This is a genomic window from Legionella quinlivanii, from assembly GCF_003265995.1.
Taxonomy (GTDB): Bacteria; Pseudomonadota; Gammaproteobacteria; order Legionellales; family Legionellaceae; genus Legionella_C; species Legionella_C quinlivanii_A.
The window spans coordinates 23,529-46,034 of sequence record NZ_MVJN01000005.1 but is presented as its reverse complement, the minus strand read 5'-3'; the positions used below and the strand labels follow the sequence as shown (position 1 = coordinate 46,034).

The window sequence follows — 22,506 nt, the reverse complement described above, 5'->3', positions numbered from 1 at the left end:
TGAAAGGCGCAGTGTTCTGCGCCTTTTTTTTATAATAATTAAACGAGGTAAATTACGTGTCCAAAATTATAAAAGAAATACGCTTTGGTGAGCATCGCCTGGTTTTGGAAACCGGTGAGATTGCGAGACAAGCGGATGGCGCCATATTAGCCAGTATGGCAGGTACCCAGGTATTGGTAGCTGTTGTAGCTAAAAAAGAAGGCGCTGATTCAAACAATTTCTTTCCATTAACAGTTAATTATCAGGAAAAAAGTTATGCCGCAGGCAAAATTCCTGGCGGTTTTAACAAAAGGGAAGGACGGCCAAGCGAACATGAGACGCTGACATCACGTTTAATGGACAGGCCATTACGTCCTCTATTTCCTGAAGGCTTTTCTAATGAAGTGCAAGTCATTGCCACCGTTTTATCTTTAAATCCGGAAGTTCCAGCAGATATTATTTCCATGATTGGTGCTTCGGCTGCGTTAGCTGTCTCTGGCTTACCATTTCAAGGACCAATCGGTGCCGCAAGAGTTGGTTATAAAGATGGCATTTATCTTTTGAACCCTGGCTACAAAACCTTGCAGCAATCCGAATTGGATCTGGTAGTTGCCGGAACGCAGGACGCCATATTGATGGTAGAGTCCGAAGCTAAAGAATTGTCCGAAGAAATCATGCTGGGTGCTGTGCTTTATGGCCATGAAATGATGCAGTCTGTTATTCAGGGGATCAAGGAATTGGCTAAAGAAGTCAATAAAACCCCTTGGAACTGGACAATGAAACCTGCCAATGAGGAACTGGTTCAGCGTGTCAGTGAGTTCGCCAGAGGAAGTATTACAGAAGCTTATTTACTCAAAGACAAGCAACAACGTTATCAGCGCCTGGATGAGATCAGAGTGCAGCTGATTGAAAATATGTGCGGCGAAACCCAGGAAATTATGCCTGCAGAAATCAGTGACATAATGAACTCGCTTGAAAAAGAAATCGTCCGTAACCGCATTCTGGATGGCGAGCCTCGTATCGATGGACGTGATCAGCACACTGTAAGACCTATCTCTATCCGTACCAAATTTCTGGAAAGAGCTCATGGTTCGGTATTATTTACCCGCGGTGAGACTCAGGCCATTGTAGCGGCAACCTTGGGGAATGAGCGTGATGCTCAGATTCTGGATAGCCTGACCGGCGAATCAAAAGATCGCTTTATGCTCCACTACAATTTTCCTCCCTATTCTGTTGGAGAAGTGGGAATGGTTGGTAGCCCAAAACGTCGTGAAATTGGACATGGTCGTTTGGCAAAGCGCAGTCTTATCGCCGTATTGCCAACAGCCAGTGAATTTCCCTATGTTCTGCGAGTCGTTTCTGACATTACCGAGTCGAATGGCTCAAGCTCAATGGCGACCGTCTGCGGTACCAGTCTGGCATTAATGGATGCCGGAGTTCCTCTCAAAGCTCCTGTTGCCGGGGTGGCAATGGGATTAATTAAAGAAGGCGAGCGCTTTGCTGTATTGACCGATATACTCGGCGACGAAGATCATCTGGGTGATATGGATTTCAAAGTGGCTGGAACTGATCAAGGCGTCACTGCTTTGCAAATGGATATCAAGATTACTGGTATCACCAGGGAGATTATGGAGCAGGCACTGGAACAGGCAAAAGCTGGACGGCTTCATATTTTGGGTGTGATGAATAACGCATTGTCTGAGCACCGTGATGAGCTATCGCAACATGCTCCACGCATTACCACCATGAAAGTTGCGGAAGATAAAATTCGGACAGTCATCGGTAAAGGCGGTTCTACAATTAAAGGATTGATAGAAAGCACAGGTGTTTCCATCGACATCGATGATTCAGGTGTTATCCAGTTGTTTTCTCCTGATGCGCTGGCATTGGAAGAAGCACAGCGTCAAATCAAGGCTCTGGTTGCTGAAGTTGAAGTAGGCCAGATCTATCGCGGTAAAGTAAGCAAGATAGTTGATTTTGGTGCATTCATTAACCTTCTGCCTGGCAAAGATGGGTTACTGCATATTTCTCAGATCTGCAGCGATCGCTCTCAGAAGGTGGAGTCTGTTCTCAGCGAAGGCCAGGAAATTGAAGTGCTGGTAGCTGGAATCGACAAACAAGGCCGTATCAAACTGGAGTGGAAGGACAAGCCTGAAGCCCCTGCGAAAGCTGAGAGTGAAAGCACTGCGTCTGCTGAGACTGAAACAGCTAATGCCGGCTCAGATCGTAGTGGGGAAGAAGAGTAATTTCACGTTCATTCCCAACTAGCATCTTAAGGTGTTTTGTCATTCCCGCGAAGGCGGGAATCTATTTCTCAGTTGCCATTATAGCTAGCTCAGAGATGGATCCCCGCCTGCGCGGGGAGGACAGTTTAATGGCAGTGTCCCTAACCCTGTTTACTTAAAAAAACCATGCCATGTATTAAGCATTTTGCAAAACAGCTCTGCTGTTTTTTCAGCATCATAAATCGCGGAATGCGCCTCCTGGGTATTAAACTCAATCCCCGCGGCCCTGACTGCTTTTGCCAACACCGTTTGACCATAGAAAAGTCCAGATAAGGTAGCGGTATCAAAACAGGTAAATGCATGAAAGGGTAATTTAACTTTGGTGCGTTCAGCCGCTTCTTTCATAAACAAAAGATCAAACCAGGCATTATGGCCTACGAGCACAGCTCTTTGGCAGTGATTTTTCTTCAATGCCTTTTGAATAGGTTTAAAGAGATTTTCAAGCGCTTCTTTTTCCTCAATAGCAAAACGTAATGGTTGAAACGGATCAACCTGAATGAATTCCAGCGACTTCTGATCCAGAACAGAACCCTCAAAGGGTATAACATGTTCAAAATGGGTAGATTCCCGATAATAATTCCCATGCTCATCGCGATTAATAAGTACAACACAGGCTTCTAACAATGCATTAGTTTTAGGATTTATGCCTGCAGTTTCCAAATCGACAATAACGGGTAAAAAACCTCTGAATCGCTCTTTTAACTGATTGCCATATGTTTCTAAAAATTTAGTCATCTATACTCCATGACAGTAATTCGCCTGCGGCCATAGGTACAATTTTGTCCTGGCCGAAGGTTAAAAACCCGGGAATCGACTGCGGTTTTTTAACAAGCTGCAATTGATCGACATTGGGAGTTAAGCGATAGAAATCAGAACCATGCTGAGCTAAAAATCCATTAAGCAAAGAAAGTTTGTTTCTCTCATCAAAAAGTTTAGTATAAAACGCTACTGCAAAAGGGGCTGAGTATACTCCTGCACAGCCGCAAGCGGATTCTTTATGCTGGACGGCATGCGGCGCACTATCGGTTCCTGCAAAAAATCTGGGATTACCGCTTAAAGCGGCTTCTTGAAGGGCCAGCTGATCGCGTTCATGTTTCAAAATTGGAAGGCAATAATAATGCGGCTTAAGGCCGCCAGCGAGAAGCTGGTTACGATTATACAGTAAATGATGAGGGGTGATGGTCGCAGCCAGGGTTTCAGGTCCATTATTAACAAACTCAACAGACTTTCGCGTAGAGATATGCTCCAGAACCACTCGTAACCTTGGAAAATTATGTAAAATGGGACTTAGGTAGCTGTCAATGAAATCCTCTTCGCGCTCGAAAATATCGCCTTCAACGGTCTCGCCATGAATCTGCAGCACCAGATCATAATCTTGCATGATCTCCAGCAATGGATATAGAGCATGAATTGAGCGGGCACCTTGTTCAGAGTTGGTAGTTGCTCCTGCAGGATATAGTTTGGCTCCAAGAATAAAATCGGATTGTGCCGCCTGTTGTAGTGTTTCCGGTGAAACAGTTTCATTGAGATACAAAGTCATCAAAGGTTGGAATTTACTGTTTGCGGGCAATACGTCCAGAATACGCTGACGATAGGCTATTATTGCCTCAACGGTGGTCAGGGCTGGTTTTAAGTTAGGCATTACCAATGCGCGTGCAAAGTGTCTTGCAGTCGCATTGACGGTGTCTTTTAACAAGATGCCGTCTCGGAAATGGACATGCCAGTCATCTGGTTTGGTAATGGTGATAGTTTTCAAGATAAAGATTCTCTGAAAATTGCCGATATAGGAGAATAACATGCTTTCGCGATGTGGATGAGCAAAAAATGACACCAGCACGCCTTTTTTTACCGCTTATATTGTCTGTGTTGAATCTGACATATGCAGTCTCATATGCCGCGCCGCTGCATGTCGAATATGTAAGTCCACTGGGAACAGAAAACTGGAAAATGACCGGTAGCCGCTTACGCTGTGGTTTATCACTGACAATTCCAAATTTTGGTGTTGCCTATTTTGAGCAATATGCAGCCAAACCCCCTCATTTCATTATGACTAAATGGGAGCAGGTTGAAAAAAGGCTACCGGCGGCATTTTATGCGGGGCCTCCGATGTGGAAACCAAATGGGCCAATTTTCTTTATATCCAAAACATCCATTAATCCAGGTAAGTATGGTGTATTTTTAAATAGAGAGCCGGCACTAAAAGCCTTAACTTATTTATCTCGTGGATTTATAACCAAATTTCAATACCATTCAGAAGAGGGTTTTGCTGTATCAGTTATTTTGTCACCTGTGAAATTTCAGGAGCCGTTTGCGAAATACCAGAAATGCCTGGGGAATCTTCTGGATTATACCTATCAAAGTGTTGCAGTAACAATTATCCTGTTCAACACAGATAATTCCGAGTTAAGTGATGCCGCGAAGAGTCAACTGGACAAAATAGTCGAGTATTTTCGCGCGGATGCGCAGGTTAAAAAAATTGCTATTGCGGGTTACGCCGACAGCACAGGACGTAAATCCTATAATAATGCTGTTTCCGAAGACAGGGCTGAGGCAGTGAGCCGCTATCTTTCTGGTAAAGGTATCGATAAGAGTGAGATGACAGTTACCTGGTATGGAGCAACCAGACCAGCAGAGACGAATGACACAGAAGAAGGTCAGGCTGCTAATCGGCGAGTTGTCGTTAAGCTGGTAAAGTAAGTATTCATTTATTCATTTGTAATTAATTTTACTTCTTCTTTCCTTTCAGACAAAGCAGAAATATACCCTATTTAAAAAGCAGTGATGGGCTTATCTTCATTTGACCACTTTGATCATAATAAACTCTTTTCTATATGTTGATGAAAGAGTCATCTCGATCTGGATTCGTGCATTTGGTCAAATATTGGTCTGTAGTCCTGAAATTATAAAGTTGATGATAAGTTGCTTATGATGATTATTTTGGAATCAATTAGTAAGGTTTGCTTATCAGTTTTTAAAAATTATATTGAAAATTAGATGAAATACTGTTGACTTTGCCAAATTGGCGCTTGATAATTTGCCCATGTACGTTCTCGGTTAGAGCGATGATTGCGTACTGTCGTCAACCTTCAATGGTTTGACAGCAAAACGGGAAATTAATAATAAAAAAGTGGAGATGAAGCATGTTAAATTTGAAAAAAACAGCGGTAGCTGTTCTTGCTTTAGGTAGCAGTGCAGTATTTGCTGGAACCATGGGTCCTGTATGTACCCCTGGTAATGTTACAGTTCCTTGCGAAAGAACAGCTTGGGACTTCGGCGTATCAGCTCTTTATCTTGAGCCTGTTTACAATGGCGATTTTGGTTACCACGGTGCTTATGTTGATCCTTTCACTGGCAACTACCGTTTCAACGAAAATGAGCCTGATTTCGATTGGGGCTTCAAAATCGAAGGTTCTTACCACTTCAGCACTGGAAATGACCTGACTGTAAACTGGTACCATTGGGATAATGATGACGATCGCAATGTTAACACTTACGACTACTTCCTGGAAGGCAACGTTCCTTACCACCTGAGCTGGGAACCTAAATGGGATGCTGTTAACGTCGAATTTGGTCAACACGTTGATTTCGGTGAGTTCAAAAACATCCGTTTCCACGGTGGTGTTCAATACGCTCGCATCGAACATGATCTGAGACTGCGTCCATGGTACAACTACAACATCCAGAACACTCGTTTCGAAACTAAATTCAACGGTTTCGGTCCTCGTGTTGGTGCTGACATGTCTTACGACTGGGGTAACGGGTTTGCAATCTATGCAAACGGCGCTACTGCAATCCTGGTTGGTGACAGCGATTTCAGCAACAACCTGGTTGCCTCAAGCCTGGGCTACGCTCACGGTTCCAAAACTTCTATGGTTCCTGAGTTGGAAGCTAAACTGGGTGCTAAATACACTTACGCAATGGCTCAAGGTGATCTGACTCTGGATGCTGGTTGGATGTGGGTCAACTACTTCAACGTTAACCACGTTGGTTACCCTGCAGCTGGTTTCCCAACTGTTAGCGAAAGCGACTTTGCTCTGCACGGTCCTTACGTTGGTCTGAAATGGGTCGGTAACGTATAATCGTAGTACAGCTTTAGTAAAGCCCATCACTAGTGATGGGCTTTTTTTTACAGAATGGAGTGAATATGTTGAAAAAAATGACTTTGGCTGTATTAGGCTTGACTGTAAGCAGCATGGCTGCTGCAGGAATGTACTCTGAGCCCCCTGCACCTACTTGCACACCGGGCGATGTGACTGTTCCTTGTGAAGCAAAACAATGGGATTTGGGAATACAGGCGCTTTACCTGCAACCTATTTACAGTGCTAGCCGTGGTTATAGACTGGGTGGTACTTTACTGTCCAATCTTTCCTCTACGTATTATAATGACGTTGATCCTGACTGGGGTTGGGGTTATCGATTAGAGGGTTCCTATCATTTCCGCACTGGCAATGATATTACTGCAACCTGGATGCATTATGATGCTGACAGTAAACTCGGTCCTTACTTTGGTCCGTTCTATGTTGCTACAACTCAAAGTTTTATCCCAGGTACTTATCGTCAGTATGTTGATAATCGCTTTGATCAGGTCAATGTGGTTATGGGTCAGCATGTAGATTTTGGATTGCTTAAGAACGCTCGTTTTTATGGCGGTTTACAGTATGCTGATATTCAGGTTGATGCGACTAATTACTACAATCTTCCATTAACTGTTCAGGCAGCTACCTTTGGTATCAGAACATTTAATAATACAGATTTCAATGGAGTGGGTCCGGTTATCGGCATCGATTACTCTTACGACTTATCTCCGAGCTTTAGCATCACTGCAAATACTGCAGGTTCTATTCTGTATGGAACTTCAAGAATTAATCGTGCAGATGTGTACAATGTCGGCCTGGTTGCTCTGAATGATTATGGTTCAAAACACAGTATCGTTCCAAGCTTTGAAGCCAAGTTGGGCGCGAACTATGCGTACCCAGTAGCTCAGGGTGTATTGAATATTCAAGGCGGTTATCATGTACTTAACTATTTCAATGCCCTGCAAGACGTGGAATTTCAATGCTGTACACGCGTCGTAGCCTATAGTGATTTCGGGCTGTATGGTCCATACCTGGGTCTTAAATGGGTAGGCTAAGCAACTGACCTAAAGTAAAAGTTCACTATATCAATTAAGTGAACATGGAGATCTATTTCCCAATTGTTCTATGCAATGAAAGAAATAGATCTCAAATTTCCGCAGCTTAAAAAATCTCGTTGATCATGATAAATAATGTGCAATTATTCTAGTCAGTCCGGGTTCGGCAGGCTATAATCGACCACGCCTTATGTGGAAGAAAAAAAAGAATAGTCAGGAGTACCCGTGAAACACAAAGCTTTAATCCTTGCCCTGGCCGCAGTCACAGCCCCGGTTATTGCAGCCGATAACGAGCAGCTCCAACAGCAAATTCTGCAATTACAACGCCAGACTCAAGAGTTGCAAAATCAATTAAGCCAGTTACAAAAGCAGTTAGTTGCTCAACCATCAGCGAATAAGAGTACGGTTAAAAGAGCTGCGCCTAAAAAGACAAATCGCACAAAAACAGCGCCAGCTCCAATCGCGCGGAAGGCAGAAACAAAACGCCAACAGACGGCAAGCACGCCAGCGGCAAAATCAGTGCCCACGACACAAAAAGGGACGCGTGTTTTTCACAATGCCAATATCACTGTGCATACTCCCGAGGGTCACCCGGAGTCTATTGGATTTTACCCAACAGCACTCCTGGCTGATAACCAGGTAGTTACTTATATTGCAGGAACACCAGTTGTAACCTCTCCCTATTTAGGCGATCGCCCTGCATTTGATGGTTCTGATTATATTGTGAATATTTCCAGTATTAATCGGGACATTCGTTTAATGCAGCAACGTCGGCGACTCTATGATGCTTACAAAAATATCGGTTATCCAATTCCCCATATTCCAATCATTGCATTAAGCGGGAAGGCGGAACCAGTTGCCAGTTTCAGTCAACCCTATGTGGGACAATCAAGTGGTGATTTGACGCTTGGATCGAGTGAGTTAGACGTGGCAGCGGCCTTGAATAGTTATGTTGAGGCATTTATCGGTATTGCTTATGATGAGAGTCCCCCGGATGTAGGAGGCCAGCGCCTGGCGAATTCTGCCTTTGGCCTGAACCTTGGGTTTGTGAACATTGGTAATCTGGATGAAAGTCCTTTTTATTTTACCGCCGGACAGCTCTATGCACCTTTCGGACGTTACTCCAGTTCAATGATTAGTTCCCCGATTACCCAGTCGATTACGCGCACAAAAACCAGACCATTCATCCTTGGATACAAGTCACAGACTGATACGGGTCCATTTGCAGCGGTTTATGGTTACAAGTCGGACACGACACTGGGCCATTCTGCAGTGGGGGGAGTCAATCTGGGTTATATATTTAAGCACGGGGATGCGTCTGGGGAAATTGGCGGCGGCCTGATAGGCTCCATTAATGATGCGCAAGGACTTCAGAGCACCGGCTCGGCACCCTTAACCACTTTTGGCGGTTTTGCTTCACCAACCAATGGAAATGAAGCAGTCGCAAAAAGACAAGGGTTGAATATTCATGGAAATATCAGCTTTGACCGCTACAGTTTAACCGCTGAATGGGTAGGAGCAAGCAAGGCTTTTCGTACTCAGGATCTAAGCTTTAATGGATATGGCGCAAAACCCCAAGGCGCTCAGCTTGAGGGTGCGGTCACATTCATGGCTTTTGATAAACCGGCTTCTTTGGCTCTGGGTTACCAGTGGTCTCAGCAAACGCTTGCGCTCAATTTACCGAAACGTCGTATTGCCGGAGTATTCAATATTTCTTTGTGGAAAGACACAGTGGAAAGTCTTGAATACCGCCATGATACAGACTTTCCTGTTACCGACTTTGCTAATGGTGCTACAGCGCCCGGCTTACTGAATTCTAACACTGTAGGTACCGGGCAATCCGCCGATTCAGTGATAGCCCAAATCGGGGTTTATTTCTAACTTCTTCACACTTTCTTCGTATTAGAGCCTCCGGGTCGGGGGCACTGCCATTAAGTTAAGCTCAGTTGTATATAAACTGTCCTCCCCGCGAAGGCGGGGATCCATCTCTAAGCTCGCTATAATGCCAATTGAGGAATGGATTCCCGCCTTCGCGGGAAAGACAAAATTTCCTTAACTTAATGGCAGTGCGGGTCGGGGGCTCTGCACAGGGATACAACTCTGTTCAATAAATTTACATATCCTTATCGCTTTCTATTGTGCAATAATTGTTCACTTATGTATACTTAAGTAATACGTTGGGGGGTTTTAATGGTTGCACATAATTCCACTCGCATTCTTCGCGTATATCAGACAGATGGAGTTGTTCAAGTTTACAGAAGCATGAACGAGCTGGTTGTCAATGAAAATTTTATAATAATTGAAAATGATATAATTGATACGTCGCTAGGAAGCCTTGTAATAGAAACGAATGATCATCAGTTGTTAAAGCTGATGAATGGATTTCGCTTCAAATTAACCAGCGTGTTGTTTGATGCGATAGAATCCAATTCGCCGCAATTATATCAATTAATATCCCTGTATGATCTGAATCAGATGAACAACATGGGATATAATCGAAGCAACCAGTATTATCTGGCCCTCCTCGCTGTTGCCATTGCTTCCTCAGTGACCAGCTATGTCGCTTATAAAACCTGGGATGACTGGTTTCCTTCAGCTGAAGGTGAAGACGCCTCCTATGGCTTTTTTAATTTTTCATTCCTCCTCGAACTTTTTAAAACGCTGGTTAGCCGATTGGAACTCATGGGCGACAGCAATGATTTTTCAACTCAGTCGGTACTGGTTTCTTTAGGAGATCATTTTCAGGAAGGGGCTCTCGCTGAGTATAAACCGCGCGGAAAATCAGTCGAAAACCCAACAAATACAGCGACCACGAGTAATGAGCAAACACGAGAGTCTGAGCACTCGGAGTTCATTCAACCACAGCCCTACAACCCCCAAACGCCCGATGTGATTATTTATGAGCCGCACTCGCCAGGTCAATTATCAGTTGACGGGCAGTTGGCCTTGCGAAGTTCTGGCAGCGGTTATTCAATGAATCTAACTGGCAGGACTGTTAATATAGCGCCCGGTTCAACGGTCATCGTTACGATTACCGATAGCCAGGGAAATTCAGTGCGATCAGTTATCCCTGTTAATGCTGTTGGAGGTTACAGTTTAAATGGTATCAATGTATCCGGTTTAATTGATGGCGTGTTGCACATCAATGCTACGGTGGTCGATGAGCTGAATCAAGTGGTTAGTGCCAGTGATCAGTTAGTGCTTGATGCGGTGCAGGGGGCGCTTAAAATTAATCTGGTTACCCAACAAAATCAGAGCGCTATGGCAATTGGAGGTACGTCTGCAGATATTCTGCCAGGGCGAATTTTAAATGCTGTGATAACTGATAAACATGGGCAAGTGGTCAATGCGAAAGTCATTATAAACCCGGATGGCAGTTTCAGTCTGTCGAATATCAATGGCGCCTCCCTCACGGATGGCAAGCTTACAGTCTCTATCTCTGGTGTAGATAATAATGGCTATACAGTAAAAGCGGTTGCGCAGGCCATATTTGATGCCATTGCCGGTTCAATCAGCGCCCAGGCGAGCACGATTATCCATTCTCCATTAATTGATATCAATGGGCTGACAAAGGATATTCCTGCAGGAAGTATTATTAATGTCATCATTACTGATAGCCATGGCAATCAGATTCACACTACAGCGACGGTTGGCAGTGACGGCCGCTTTCAACTCAGCCAGTTTGATGCTTCGTCTTTGATTGATGGGGATATTGCTATCACCGTCAGTGGTGTGGACAATAATGATACCGGGCGAACCGCAAATGCTGCAGCAGAACTGGATGCACTCGAAGGTTCTGTTAATGCGCAAATTACAACTTTCCTGCATTCACCTTTTGTTGATATCAGTGGCCAGACAGTGGATATTTATCCAGGAAACCTCGTCATCATTACGCTTACAGACAGCCACGGAAATCAGGTATCGGCTACTGCGGTGGTTAATAATGATGGAAGCTACCAGCTCAATCAACTGGATCTGTCCGGCTTGATAGACGGCAGCATTACGCTGGAAGTGGTAGGTGTCGATAATAATGGTTTCAGCAGAACTACAAATGTTCCCACTGTTCTGGATGCCTTGCAAGGCGCCTTAACTACAGAGCTAACGACCTATTCCCACTCTCCTTTAGTCGATATCAGCGGCCAAACCGTGGATGTGTATCCGGGGAGCGTTCTCGATATAACCATTACTGATAGCCATGGGAATCAGCTCACCACTACAGCTACGGTCAATAGTGATGGTTCGTTTCTACTTAGCCAGTTTGATGTCTCTGGCTTAGTGGATGGAAATGTCAGTATCCAGGTCAGTGGAACAGACAACAATGGTTTTAGTGTGTCGGCCAGTGATATTACTGAGCTGGATGCCCTGCAAAGTGCACTAAGCACCCAGCTGGTGACCTACAATCATTCCTCACTGGTGGACATCAGCGGTCAGTCCACTGATATTTATCCGGGAACGGTACTGGCGGTTATTGTCAGTGACAGTCACGGTCATCAGGTAGTTACGAATGCCATCGTTAATGGTGATGGTTCCTTTCAAATCAGTCAACTGAATGTTTCCTCTCTGACTGATGGCAATATTTCAGTGCAGGTTACGGGAATTGACAATAATGGCGATCCTTTGACTGCTACCCAGAATGCCAGCCTCGATGCTATTGCCAGCTCGCTGACTGCTGATCTGGTGACCACTAATTATTCGCCCCTCATTGATATCAGTGGACAGGCAATTGATTTTGCTTCAGGTGTTGTTAATTTTACTCTTAGTGATGTCAATGGAAACCAGATTTCAGGCATGACGGTGGTAGATGGCAATGGTATGTTTCATATAAGCCAGTTGAATGCTTCAGGGCTTGCTGATGGTGTTTTGACATTGCGGGTATTTGGCCAGGACAATAATGGCAACGCTTTAAGCGTACAGGATACCTCAATATTCAATGCCGTGGATTCGCCACCCGTCCTTAGTGTTATAAATCAATCGATTGAGTTTTTCCGGGACGCACAGGGATTGCAGTTGACTGATGCACAGGCGGCCCAGTATCTTCTGTCGCAGAAACTGAGCGGCAGCGGGGGGCAAACGATTACGGTGCCTGAGTATGGAGTGGATTTGTCCAATACTATAATTAATACCCCTGTTCAGGTGACAGTCAATTTTGTTACCGAAGGCTCTGGTTATAATAATCTAGTTGGGTATTATATTTTTGATAGCAATGGGCAAATTATTTCGGATAAAGTGGGCTTTATGTGGCTGGCAACGGATACCCCTGATGGAAGCTCGCTCTCCAATGTCCGTTTTGGTATTGCTCAGTCCGCTTCCTATACGATTACTGAGGGGATTCAGCCGGGCCAGGGGATTGGTTTCTTTGTAATTGCCAATGGTTCTAATCTGGCCTTTAATGCCAATTTAATTCAGGGAAACTATTCCAGTCTGGCGGCTCTGAATAATGACGTGACTATTGAAAATGGGCAGGTCAAAATCAATGGTACCGTAGTGAGCGGTGATGTGTTTTTTTCACACGACAAAAGCCTTAATGCGGATGCTTCTGTAAGCAACGATGCCCATGCAATTGGCGGTATCAGCTTCAATAACACTGGGAATATGGCTGATTATGCCGGGCTTCTGCTTATTGGTTTTGAAGACTTATATGGAACTGGCGACAGTGATTACAATGATTTAGTGTTTAGTGTGAATATTGGCACCAACATCAACCAGTTGACCACCACCTCCGCTTCAGGTATTAATACCTTGACCGATATTGACAGTTCAGGTATTACCAGCGTTGAAATCAGCACCAGCGGATTTCTGGCGGGTGATCTGTTGCAGTTTAATGGAACACTACCGGGTATAACGGTTGGAACAAACAGCATAACCATTAACTATCAGAACCAGAACTATCAGATTGACATCAGCCAGATCAATGACGGAAACCCTTATCATCTGCTTTTTTCAGGGCATGCCGGAGCAGTGCCTGTCGATGTATTTGAATTGTTACTTCAGGCGATAACGTTTGTACCGGTGGCATCTGAAAGCAGCGCCGGCACGCGCTCAATTCATTTTGCGGTTACCGATGATGGCGGAGCGGTTGGGCATAGCCAGATTAACTACAATGTCAGCATTGAAGATCTCGGTTTCAGCGGCCTGATGGCGGCCCAGGATCTCTCCAGTTTGAGTGCAGGCGATGAGGTGGTGCATGTGACTGATGATCTAAGCCATTTGGGGATTATGTCCGGCACTTCCGGAACTGACACCATACAGTTTGACCAGCTGAATATGGGCTTGAGTGCTTCAGAAATTAAGGAGCATTTTCAGTCAAATTGGGAAATCATTGATATGACCGGGCAAGGAAACAATAACCTGCAATTGGATTACGAAGCGATTCATCAATTGATTCAAAATAATCAACTCGTATTTGAATTAAGTACGGGAGAAGATGTTAATGTGTTAAAAATTGTTGCTGATGGCAAACAATCAGCAGCCAGCATGAACTTCGACAGTATTAGTCTGGAAAGCACCCATGTGACCCAGATTAATGATCCCAATCTTGCCAGCAATGAGCAATTATTCAAATTAACCAATGCTCAGGAGCAATCGGTGTACGTACATATTGTCAGCTTGACTGAGCACCTGCCGCAGGTTCACACGACCGAGGTTTCTGCTTAAATTTATAAGAGTGTTCATCAAATTGAGTATTGACACAATTTAATGAACACTCTCTAATGTGTTGTCAATTATCCACCGCTAAAAGGCTTTTTAAACAGGGTTTCGGAAGACTCTTCCTCCGTTTTCTTTTGCTCTTTATTCAACATGGAATCAAAATCTTGCTCACGAGTCGTTTTGACTTCCGCCGAGCTGAAAAAATAGGTTTTGCCTGCGGCTTTTCGACCCAGACCCACAAAAACACCGCCAAAAAGGGTGGTAAGTACCATGGCTAAATCTGCAATGAAACGCCTGGTCGAATGGCGAGGCTGAAATTCCTTTTTGGCCGCCTTTTTCATGGCCTCTGCCTGCTCTTTAATTGGCTGATCAGACAAGCGGGTTTTGAGCGTTTGCTCATAAAATCGATCCAAAGACGCTGTATATTCTTCGCCATACTTGTTCTTATGATTTTTTAACACTCTCTCGTCATGAAACTGCTTTAAACTGACTAAATCGGCGGCAATTTCAGGCTTTAACGGGGTGCTTGAGGATTTTACTGCGTTCCATAATCGCTGATCGCTGAGCAGCTCTTGCCTGAAGAGCTGTAATTCAACCTGGTCCCCCGCCAAGTCAGGGTTGGAAAACACCTTTTTCAATACAGGATTGATTTCTTTCACAGGAGTTGTCTCAGACACCACCTTTTCAGCGACTAATATTCGATATTGTTTCTCTTTTTCCAGCAGCTTTTCATACTCTTTCTGATAGGTTCCTTTTTTTGTATTGTCCATGCTGGCATATCGTTTAAGAAGTGGTTCAGAAAGGTTAAGAAACCGCTGAACAGATACCTCATCCCCCCTAATCTCATCGTAAAGTTTTTTAAAGTTCATGAATCGTAAGGCTTTGGTATAATCCGCTTCAAACTGGGGTTTATGTTCGGCAGGTAAGGCTTTAAAAGCCAATTCCAGGGCATTGAGATTAGCCATGGTATTATCTTTTTCGAATTCTGATAATTTGCTTTGACAATCAGCGATCCGAACTTGTGTTTCATTCTTTTCCGAAGCGTTTTGGTAACTTGATTGATGCTTGATTTGCTGTGGATCCTTTAATTTTTCATAGTGTGTTTTCAACAGTTCAAAGTGCTCAGTTGTGGAATTTTGCTCATATTTTTCAAGTGATAAAAGATAAGCCGTCTCCAGTTGCAATTGCTCCAGTGATTTCTCTGCCATTTCCAGACTTTGCTCTTTGCTTTTCTTAACATCAGAAGGCAGCATTTCATAATGAGATTTTAACAGTTCCAGTGTGCTCAGGCTGATATTGCTTTGGAATGCTTCCAAAGCCTGTTCAAAATCGATTTCCAGTTGATGCAGAGCCAACAGTCTGTCATCTGCTTCCTGAAGAAGTAAAACGGCCTCTTCCTGCAAATTAGTGTCCAGTTTTTTAAGTTGTTCGGCCATCCGCAGTCGTTCTTCCTGTTTTTGAATATAAGTTTCGGCAACACTGAATTGCTTGTATGTATTAATAAATAGATAAAATTTTGCTAATTCGGCGGTTTTGCCAGCTGGGGAATCCACTCTCTTGGTAAATACATCTTTTGAAAGAGCGGCTTGTACTTTCAAATAGAGTTCATCGTTACTTACAATTCGAGTGAGTAAAGAGCTCACTTTCCTGGCGTTTAATTCCTCAAGACAAATAGTGGCCAGCTGATCGTCAGACAAAGCCTTTAACTCATCTTCCTTAAATGGGTAAAAAAACTCGCTGCTGTACCTTTCGCTGTCTGTTTTTTGCGGAACTAACTGTTGGAAGCTCTCCTCCAGTTTCTTATTATGGTGCAAAAACTTACTAATAGCGTCTTTAAATTCTTTCAGATGCTCTTCGTTAAGGGATGGTGCGTCAGGTGATGATTGTATTTTTTGCAATACGTGCAGGTTATTGACGATAGCCTGGGCCTCAGTAATGGCATTCTGGCATAAAACCCAATATGAGTCGGGATGAGTTTGTACATAGCGCTCAATCGCTCCTTCATAAAGAGCAATACGGTGCGTTATGAATACGCCTAATGGATGGGCTTCGTCAATGTGCAGATAGCTATAAGCCATTCGCCGCAGTAAAGTCGCTTCACGGTATTGAGGAAGATAGGCATGTCCACGCAGAGCTTCCGTCTCAATTTCGGGTGCATAAGGGGTGAATATATTCTGATTAGATTCCTGATTCCCCCAGAGATTAAAAAGCTCACCTTGCTGCGCCCAAAAATCGATATAGCTATTCAGCTGATTTACTATCGCTGAAATATTAATCTGTCCAAATTCATCTTTATAGGTCCATTTTATGAACTCTTTAACGAGAATCGGGAAAGGTTCTTCCCAGACGGATGGATCGGGCCTCTGGGGAAAATAGATGCTTGTATGCATGCTGTTATCTGGTGCAGTCAGAAACAATTTTCGGGCTTTGTCCTTATAAGTATCCTCTGGTGTTTTTAAAGTTTCCATTTTATTCAGACGGCCGCCCATAATGGCGGCCATTTCCTGTGCCAGCTCCCTTGTACTTTCCTCATCACCCAGGCGAAGCGCATTGAAGCTGCTGATACTGGTATCCTTCGCCAGGGTGGCAAGCGTTTTCTGTTCTCCGGAATCAGGAAGTTCCTGCTGGAGTGGGGAGTCAATATCTGGTGAATCATTAGAAACTGGCTGCCCTGGCTTTTTAGTCTTCAATAAGTCGGCAGGTATTTCATTCAGCGCAGTATGAATAATATCAATGAGAAGCTCCTGCGGCAGTCTGGCATTTAATTGCCGCGCTCTCTCCGCCATTGTCTCGAATAAGCCAGGAATATATCGATAATTTAAGAAATAGGCTTTGGTGATGCCCTTGAGATTAAAAGCCCCTATGGATTCATAGCCATAAATAATGAGGTCAGTATTTTCTTTTTTTCCATAATTACGAAATGCAGCGCCCCAGTCAATTTTTCCATATTGATAGCAGACCTGACCGTCGATGTTTTTTGTCATGCGCACCATATTTCCACTATGCACACTGTAATCGCCAAGCAACATTGAAAGCATGAGGGTGGTTGATAGTCCAAACGTATTACTGGTATTCAGAAGTGACATGTAGTAAGCAGGACCGTTGGTTGCTTCAATTCTGGGGTCACGGTCAGAACCATCGCGATAGCCGGTGTTAATTATTTTATAGAGGAGTTCAAAATCAACTTTGGGTTGGATAAGTGCATAACTGCCGTCAGGCATTTGAACAACGTCAGCACAAATCAGGGAAGATGCATGCAGTTTGTCAACCAGACCGCGCTTTACAAACTCTTGTAAAATCAAACCTGCAAGTAATTCAGTCAATAACTCTGCCTTATCATCCGGTTGTTTAATAAAATATTCTTCACCGGTTTCCGTGTTTCGATAAAACCCGCCGACTTTGTTTTTGCCGCCTGTTTTATCACCAGTTTTTTCGAGATTCAATTGATTGAAATGCAACATTTTGATTCATTTTTAATTAAATAATGTTAATTTTAGCTGAATTTACCGGTGGATACCTTAAGTAAAACTTAAGGTCGAGGAATTTGGCAATTACTTGTACGTAAGTAGAGGTTGAAGCTTTCAGGGGGAGCTATTGTGGCGGCAACGAAGATAAGGGTTATACTTAAGGTGGTGGATTAAAGGAAATCAATATGGAAAAAATATTCGCAAGTCTGTTGCTGGTCATTAGCGGTGTTGCAAATGCCGAGCCGCTAGTCCTCATTTCTACTTCCGACCCTAATATTAACCTGCTTCCTTCCCCTTTTCCTGTGTATGTTATTGAGGGACAGGCAGTTATCAATCATCCCTCTCCGGGAGCGACCAAAGTTGATCTGCCCACGGACAATAGTTATACCAAACAACCGGGATGCTACATTGCCTGCTACTCTCATCAACCAGGCGTGTATGCTGTATCACCAACTATCAGCGTGATGGGGCAAATCAGGGTTCCGGGTACTTATGTTGCAAGGCTTTGCCAGCCTGCCGGTTTCGAGAATCAGGATATTAGTAAGGCTGAACAATTCAAACAGCTTTGTACCAGTAAAATTGCAGCCTGCAAAGGAAGCTGCTGGGCTGGTGGTGACACAGGCGGCTGGTTTGGTATTCAGGGAACTGACTGATTGGCCGCAGTATTATTTTTAATAAACTTAAAAAAGCTGATTAATTCTGTTAATTCCTGCTGAGAAAGTTTTGAAGGAGGAAATAAAGGATTAATCTGCAAAGCAAGGAAACCGAGTATCAGTGAAAGGCTAACCCCAAACCACCAGGCGCCAGTATTGCTTATGTTCATCTCTCGATAATATCCTTTCTGCCAGAATGAAACCCAATAAACAGTAATACCCAAGCCAGCAATGGTTTGGGATCAAATCGTACTGCAACTTATTGTAAATCATTAGCAAAGAGGCGGAAAGGGCCAATATCCACGGCATATACACGGCATATTTCAAGCTGCTGTACCAATAAAGCGTGGTCAGAATACCACCGAATAACAAGCCGCCAAGAATATCGTAGAAATTATGATAGCCATAATGCATCAAGCCGGCTCCGACAGCCGAAAGAATGGCAGCAATCAGTAGTTTAAGCGGCCGGCTAGGGGTATGCCAGGCCAGCCACAGATAAAAGACAGTGGATAACTGCATATGGCCGCTGGGAAACGCATAGCCTTTTCCTAGCCAGGCGACCAAGGGCACTTTAAAAGTTCCTTTTAAGGCCACATTGACTACTATATCAAAGGCAGTGAGACAAGCGGTTTGAAAAAACAAGGGCTTGCTGATGAGAAAAAAACCAGCCAGTGCAATGATTAACAACACATTGAGCTGGCTGAAGGACAGAAAGACATCTGCTAAAGAGTCATGCAGCATGGTCAACCTTACTGGGCTAAATCAAGCGATTTTTTTTTTGCGACACTTGCCGGCGCAGGGGCCTCTGTCCCGTCTGTTTCAGATTGCGTTTTATGATTTTTCAGAACATAGGTGCCAGGCGCATCAATAATTGCTTTGAAAGCCAGTTTAGCCATATCAGGTGCTGCAACCAGCTCTCCTGATTGTTTCTGCAGCCATTTCAGCCACTCAGGCCACCAGGAGCCGGCATGCTCAGTGGCTTGCTGCAGCCATTCCTCTGCTGTTGCTGGCGCTTTGGGGTTCGTGTAATAACTGTACTTCTGACTTTGCGGCGGATTGACGATTCCGGCAATATGGCCTGAGCCTCCAAGAAGGAATTGTTTTTTGCCTTTCATATGCTGGAAACCGGTATAAGTGGTTTGCCAGGGAGCGATATGGTCTTTTTTAGTGGAAACAAAGAAAGTTGGAATATCAATCTGACTGACATCAAGCGGAGTATGGTTCAGTTTGATTTTACCCGGTTTGATCAGATCGTTATGCAGGTACATCCAGCGCAGATATTGCGAGTGCATTTTTGCTGGCATGTTTGTCGCATCGGCGTTCCAGTATAAAATATCAAAGGGAACCGGATTTTGGCCGCGCAGATAATTTTTGATGAAAAAAGACCAAATCAAGTCATTGGCACGCAATGAATTAAAGGTGCTCGCCATAAACCGGCCGTCCAGAAAACCTTTCAACTTCATCTCTTCCTCGAGACGCTTAATCTGGTGTTCATCAATGAATACCGAGATATCGCCAGGATCGCTAAAATCAATCATCGAGGCTAGAAATGTGGCGCTGCGAACGGGATCTTCCTGATGCGCCTTTAAGTAGGCTAACATACTGGCTAAAAGAGTACCGCCGATACAAAAGCCCAGTGTGTTGACCTGCTTGACCTGGCATTGCTTTTTCATAATCTCGATAGCCGCCATCGGGCCATCCTGCAGGTAATCGAACAGGCCTTTGTCCGCATAGCTGGCATCCGGATTAATCCAGGAAATGACAAAGACCGTAATGCCCTGGCTTACTAACCAGCCAATAAAGGAGTTGTCTTTGCTTAAATCAAGAATATAGTATTTGTTAATCCAGGGTGGAATAATCAACAAAGGAATGGAATAGACGGTTTCAGTCGCCGGTTTGAACTGAATGAGTTCCATCATGTCATTGCGAAAGATGACTTTCCCTGGTGTGGTCGCAATATTTTCACCAATTTTAAAGGCGTTCATATCGGTCATCTGAATGATGAGACGGGAAGAGCCTGATTCCAGATCGGTTAACAGATTTTGTAAACCGCGTAATAAATTTTTGCCATGGCTTTGGATGGTTTCAGCCATTAACTGCGGATTGGTGGCAATGAAATTGGCTGGCGACAAGGCATCGAGGAATTGCCGTGTAAAAAATTGCACTCGGCGAGCGAGTTGTTTATCCCCATAATCCATATGCTCCAGGAGGGAGTTCATATGCTCGCTGGCCAGTAAATAATGCTGGCTTAAAAGATTAAAAAAGGGATTGTTAACCCATTCTTCGCTGCTAAAGCGCTTGTCTTCAATAGGCATGGGCTTGCCTTCAAGCCACGAGGTAAACTGGGATTGAGCAAGGCTCATCGCGTCTTGCCAGTAAGCGAGCTGCATTTGCCAGACTTGCTCAGGATTTTTCAGCAAGCTGACTACTAATGACTGAAAGTCATTGGTCAAATCAATATACTGGTTAATCACCATAGGTAAAGCAGCCGGTTGATTCTTCAACTGACTGATCATGCTCAAACTTTTTTCGGCAACTGATTTCATTAAATCGCCAAGTTCTGTGTCCTGAGTCATCCGTACTCCTAAGCCTGTTTAATTAATTTAGAGTAGCAAATAAAGTCTATAATAGCGAGGCGTTATGCAGCCTCGGCCAAATGAAGATAGGAGCAAAAAAAAATCGTCTTTGCGAGCGTTCGCAAAGACGACAGCGAAGTCAGGCCACAGGGGCAAGCCTTGTGTAGGTTATTGATAGGCAGGGGCGGTTATTTCAGGCTCGGTTGGCTGGACAGTTTGTGCGCCAGGAGCCGCGTTAAGCCCTAATCCTGAAAGCAGACGCGCGACAGAAGGTGAATCTTTTTTCTCAGCTGCCTTGGCACTGCCAATGGTTTGAGTACTATGAATAATGACCTTATTCTCGCTATCGGTCACACTAAGCTCAATTTCATCGCCTGGTTTGCAGACTTGTGGCTTAAGACTATGCAATTGTCCGGATAGATCGATATACTCTTCAAACGCTTCATTATTTTTGCCGGCCACTTTAACGACAGTGGTGAAAAGACCGCGGGTAGCCGCCCAGGATCTCATAATCTGGGGATCTTTCAAAGCCGCTAAAAAATCCGCGCTGTTAATGTTAATGATCTGGCCTTTAAAGGTTTCGACCACATCTTTCATCACCGGAGCCTGTTCGACACCAAAAGACAGAATGTAGAATTTGTTACGTGCCTTCAGCGCCGCATTTTCTGGTCCAAATTGACTCAGAGCAGTACTGACCTGGTCTGGGCGAGTCTTGGGATGGCCAAATAAGCCTATATGCTCAAAGGAGCAATTTTCACCATCAGTAAACAACAGAACATTATTGCAGCCGGGTTCATTCCTGATTTCATTTAACACCCTGATAGTGGTTTCATATAAAGGTGTGTCGCCTTTCGTCTGCAAGGATGAAATTATTCTTAAAAAATCATTAAGATTGTTGTTACCGTAAGTGCCAAGTTCATGAATACCGTCAGAAAAAGTAGTCAGTTTGATTCTGGCATTCGGTTGAAACTCAAATAATTGCTGGGCCAATTCATTCACACTCTTTTTTAATCCCTCCATGCGTTTACCACTTGCCATACTACTGCTTATATCAAGCACTATCCGATATAAAGGAGGTACTACTGCACTGGGAACAAAGAAGTAAGGCGTGACCTCCAGGTTGCCATCATCAAGAGGTTTCGTAGCATAGAATACTCGATTGGCTTCAAGAGCTGCGCTATTAAGCAGAAGCATGTCCTGATTGGTGTTTAAGTCGCTGATTGCAATCAATGGCTCGGGTCTGCTTTTGATATATTTTTTAATATCGAAGCGAATTTTTCCGTCATCGCTAATGCTTAAATTGGGATATTTGAGTAATTTGAACATGCCGGCATAAGCAGGTTTAGGCAATTTCATTTCGATAAAGCCGGACTCTTTTGAAAAGCTTGCATTCCATGAAAATTTTCGCAAGGTAGAAAAAAGGCCTTCACAGGCTTCCTTATCTTCTGGATCCGCGGTGGCATTTTCAATTTCTTCGGCAATAATGTCCGCAATTTTGATCGTTTTTAAGGTGTTTTTTTCACCAGAACCATTTAATACATTGAGGATTGATTCGCTAAATTCCTGTTTGCGCTGGGGATTGGGGAACTCAAAGCTGAAAACTCCCTCGACACTCTTGATGGTTAAATCGTCGGTTTTAATTCCCATCGGGTTTAAAAATTCCCGCAGAGAATTCTCACGTAACGCGGCATTACTTAAGTTAGGCATAAAGGCTCCATGATTGAACTGCAGGGCAATTATACAGAGTGATCCTTAATGAAATCTTAA

13 protein-coding genes are annotated in these 22,506 nt (G+C 44.0%); 7 read left to right on the top strand and 6 right to left on the bottom strand.

The window, feature by feature from the left end:
• Window positions 1-56 precede the first annotated feature (56 nt).
• Window positions 57-2,225 carry a polyribonucleotide nucleotidyltransferase gene (pnp, locus tag B1207_RS07095; RefSeq protein ID WP_112219309.1) on the top strand — a complete coding sequence of 723 codons (2,169 nt, stop codon included), beginning with the start codon at window positions 57-59 and terminating at the stop codon, window positions 2,223-2,225.
• A gap of 150 nt (window positions 2,226-2,375) precedes the next feature.
• Here pnp and rnt read toward each other — a convergent pair whose 3' ends face one another.
• Both rnt and pyrC read right to left on the bottom strand, forming a co-directional pair.
• Entirely contained in the window at window positions 2,376-2,999 is a 624-nt protein-coding gene (rnt, locus tag B1207_RS07090) for a ribonuclease T (RefSeq protein WP_112219308.1), read from the bottom strand.
• The gene (gene pyrC / locus B1207_RS07085; protein ID WP_172458213.1) at window positions 2,992-4,020 is read right to left on the bottom strand and encodes a dihydroorotase; all 1,029 of its coding nucleotides are present in this window, start codon (window positions 4,018-4,020) and stop codon (window positions 2,992-2,994) included. The genes rnt and pyrC overlap by 8 nt, the downstream gene beginning before the upstream one ends.
• 68 nt (window positions 4,021-4,088) lie before the next feature.
• Between pyrC and B1207_RS07080 the strand changes: the two genes are divergently transcribed.
• The 5 genes from B1207_RS07080 to B1207_RS07060 all read left to right on the top strand — a co-directional run bounded on the left by B1207_RS07080 (window position 4,089) and on the right by B1207_RS07060 (window position 14,049).
• Window positions 4,089-4,961 carry a flagellar protein MotY gene (locus B1207_RS07080; protein ID WP_112219307.1) on the top strand — a complete coding sequence of 291 codons (873 nt, stop codon included), beginning with the start codon at window positions 4,089-4,091 and terminating at the stop codon, window positions 4,959-4,961.
• A 443-nt stretch (window positions 4,962-5,404) separates the two neighbouring features.
• Window positions 5,405-6,343, top strand: coding sequence for an Lpg1974 family pore-forming outer membrane protein (locus tag B1207_RS07075; RefSeq protein WP_112219306.1), 939 nt, complete (start codon window positions 5,405-5,407; stop codon window positions 6,341-6,343).
• Between the two features lie 65 nt (window positions 6,344-6,408).
• Window positions 6,409-7,395 (top strand): Lpg1974 family pore-forming outer membrane protein, encoded by a 987-nt coding sequence (locus B1207_RS07070; protein ID WP_112219305.1) that lies wholly within the window; start codon window positions 6,409-6,411, stop codon window positions 7,393-7,395.
• 225 nt (window positions 7,396-7,620) lie between these two features.
• Window positions 7,621-9,276 (top strand): LbtU family siderophore porin, encoded by a 1,656-nt coding sequence (locus B1207_RS07065; protein ID WP_112219304.1) that lies wholly within the window; start codon window positions 7,621-7,623, stop codon window positions 9,274-9,276.
• Between the two features lie 309 nt (window positions 9,277-9,585).
• Complete coding sequence (locus B1207_RS07060) at window positions 9,586-14,049, top strand: beta strand repeat-containing protein (RefSeq protein ID WP_112219303.1); 4,464 nt, start codon at window positions 9,586-9,588, stop codon at window positions 14,047-14,049.
• 68 nt (window positions 14,050-14,117) lie between these two features.
• On the opposite strand, the gene B1207_RS07055 is transcribed toward B1207_RS07060, so the two are convergent.
• Complete coding sequence (locus tag B1207_RS07055; RefSeq protein WP_112219302.1) at window positions 14,118-17,504, bottom strand: LepB GTPase-activating domain-containing protein; 3,387 nt, start codon at window positions 17,502-17,504, stop codon at window positions 14,118-14,120.
• A gap of 191 nt (window positions 17,505-17,695) precedes the next feature.
• On the opposite strand from B1207_RS07055, the gene B1207_RS07050 reads away from it, so the two are divergent.
• The gene (locus B1207_RS07050) at window positions 17,696-18,163 is read left to right on the top strand and encodes a hypothetical protein (protein WP_112219301.1); all 468 of its coding nucleotides are present in this window, start codon (window positions 17,696-17,698) and stop codon (window positions 18,161-18,163) included.
• A gap of 129 nt (window positions 18,164-18,292) precedes the next feature.
• Here the strand turns inward: B1207_RS07050 and B1207_RS07040 are convergent, their stop codons facing one another.
• From B1207_RS07040 to B1207_RS07030, 3 genes are all read right to left on the bottom strand, one after another.
• On the bottom strand, window positions 18,293-18,904 hold the full coding sequence (locus tag B1207_RS07040) for a phosphatase PAP2 family protein (RefSeq protein WP_112219299.1): 612 nt from the start codon (window positions 18,902-18,904) through the stop codon (window positions 18,293-18,295).
• Window positions 18,905-18,912: 8 nt separating this feature from the next.
• Window positions 18,913-20,739, bottom strand: coding sequence for a PHA/PHB synthase family protein (locus tag B1207_RS07035; protein WP_112219298.1), 1,827 nt, complete (start codon window positions 20,737-20,739; stop codon window positions 18,913-18,915).
• 168 nt (window positions 20,740-20,907) lie between these two features.
• A complete protein-coding gene (locus B1207_RS07030; RefSeq protein ID WP_112219297.1) occupies window positions 20,908-22,446 on the bottom strand; it encodes a vWA domain-containing protein in 1,539 nt (512 codons plus the stop codon).
• Between the last annotated feature and the right edge of the window lie 60 nt (window positions 22,447-22,506).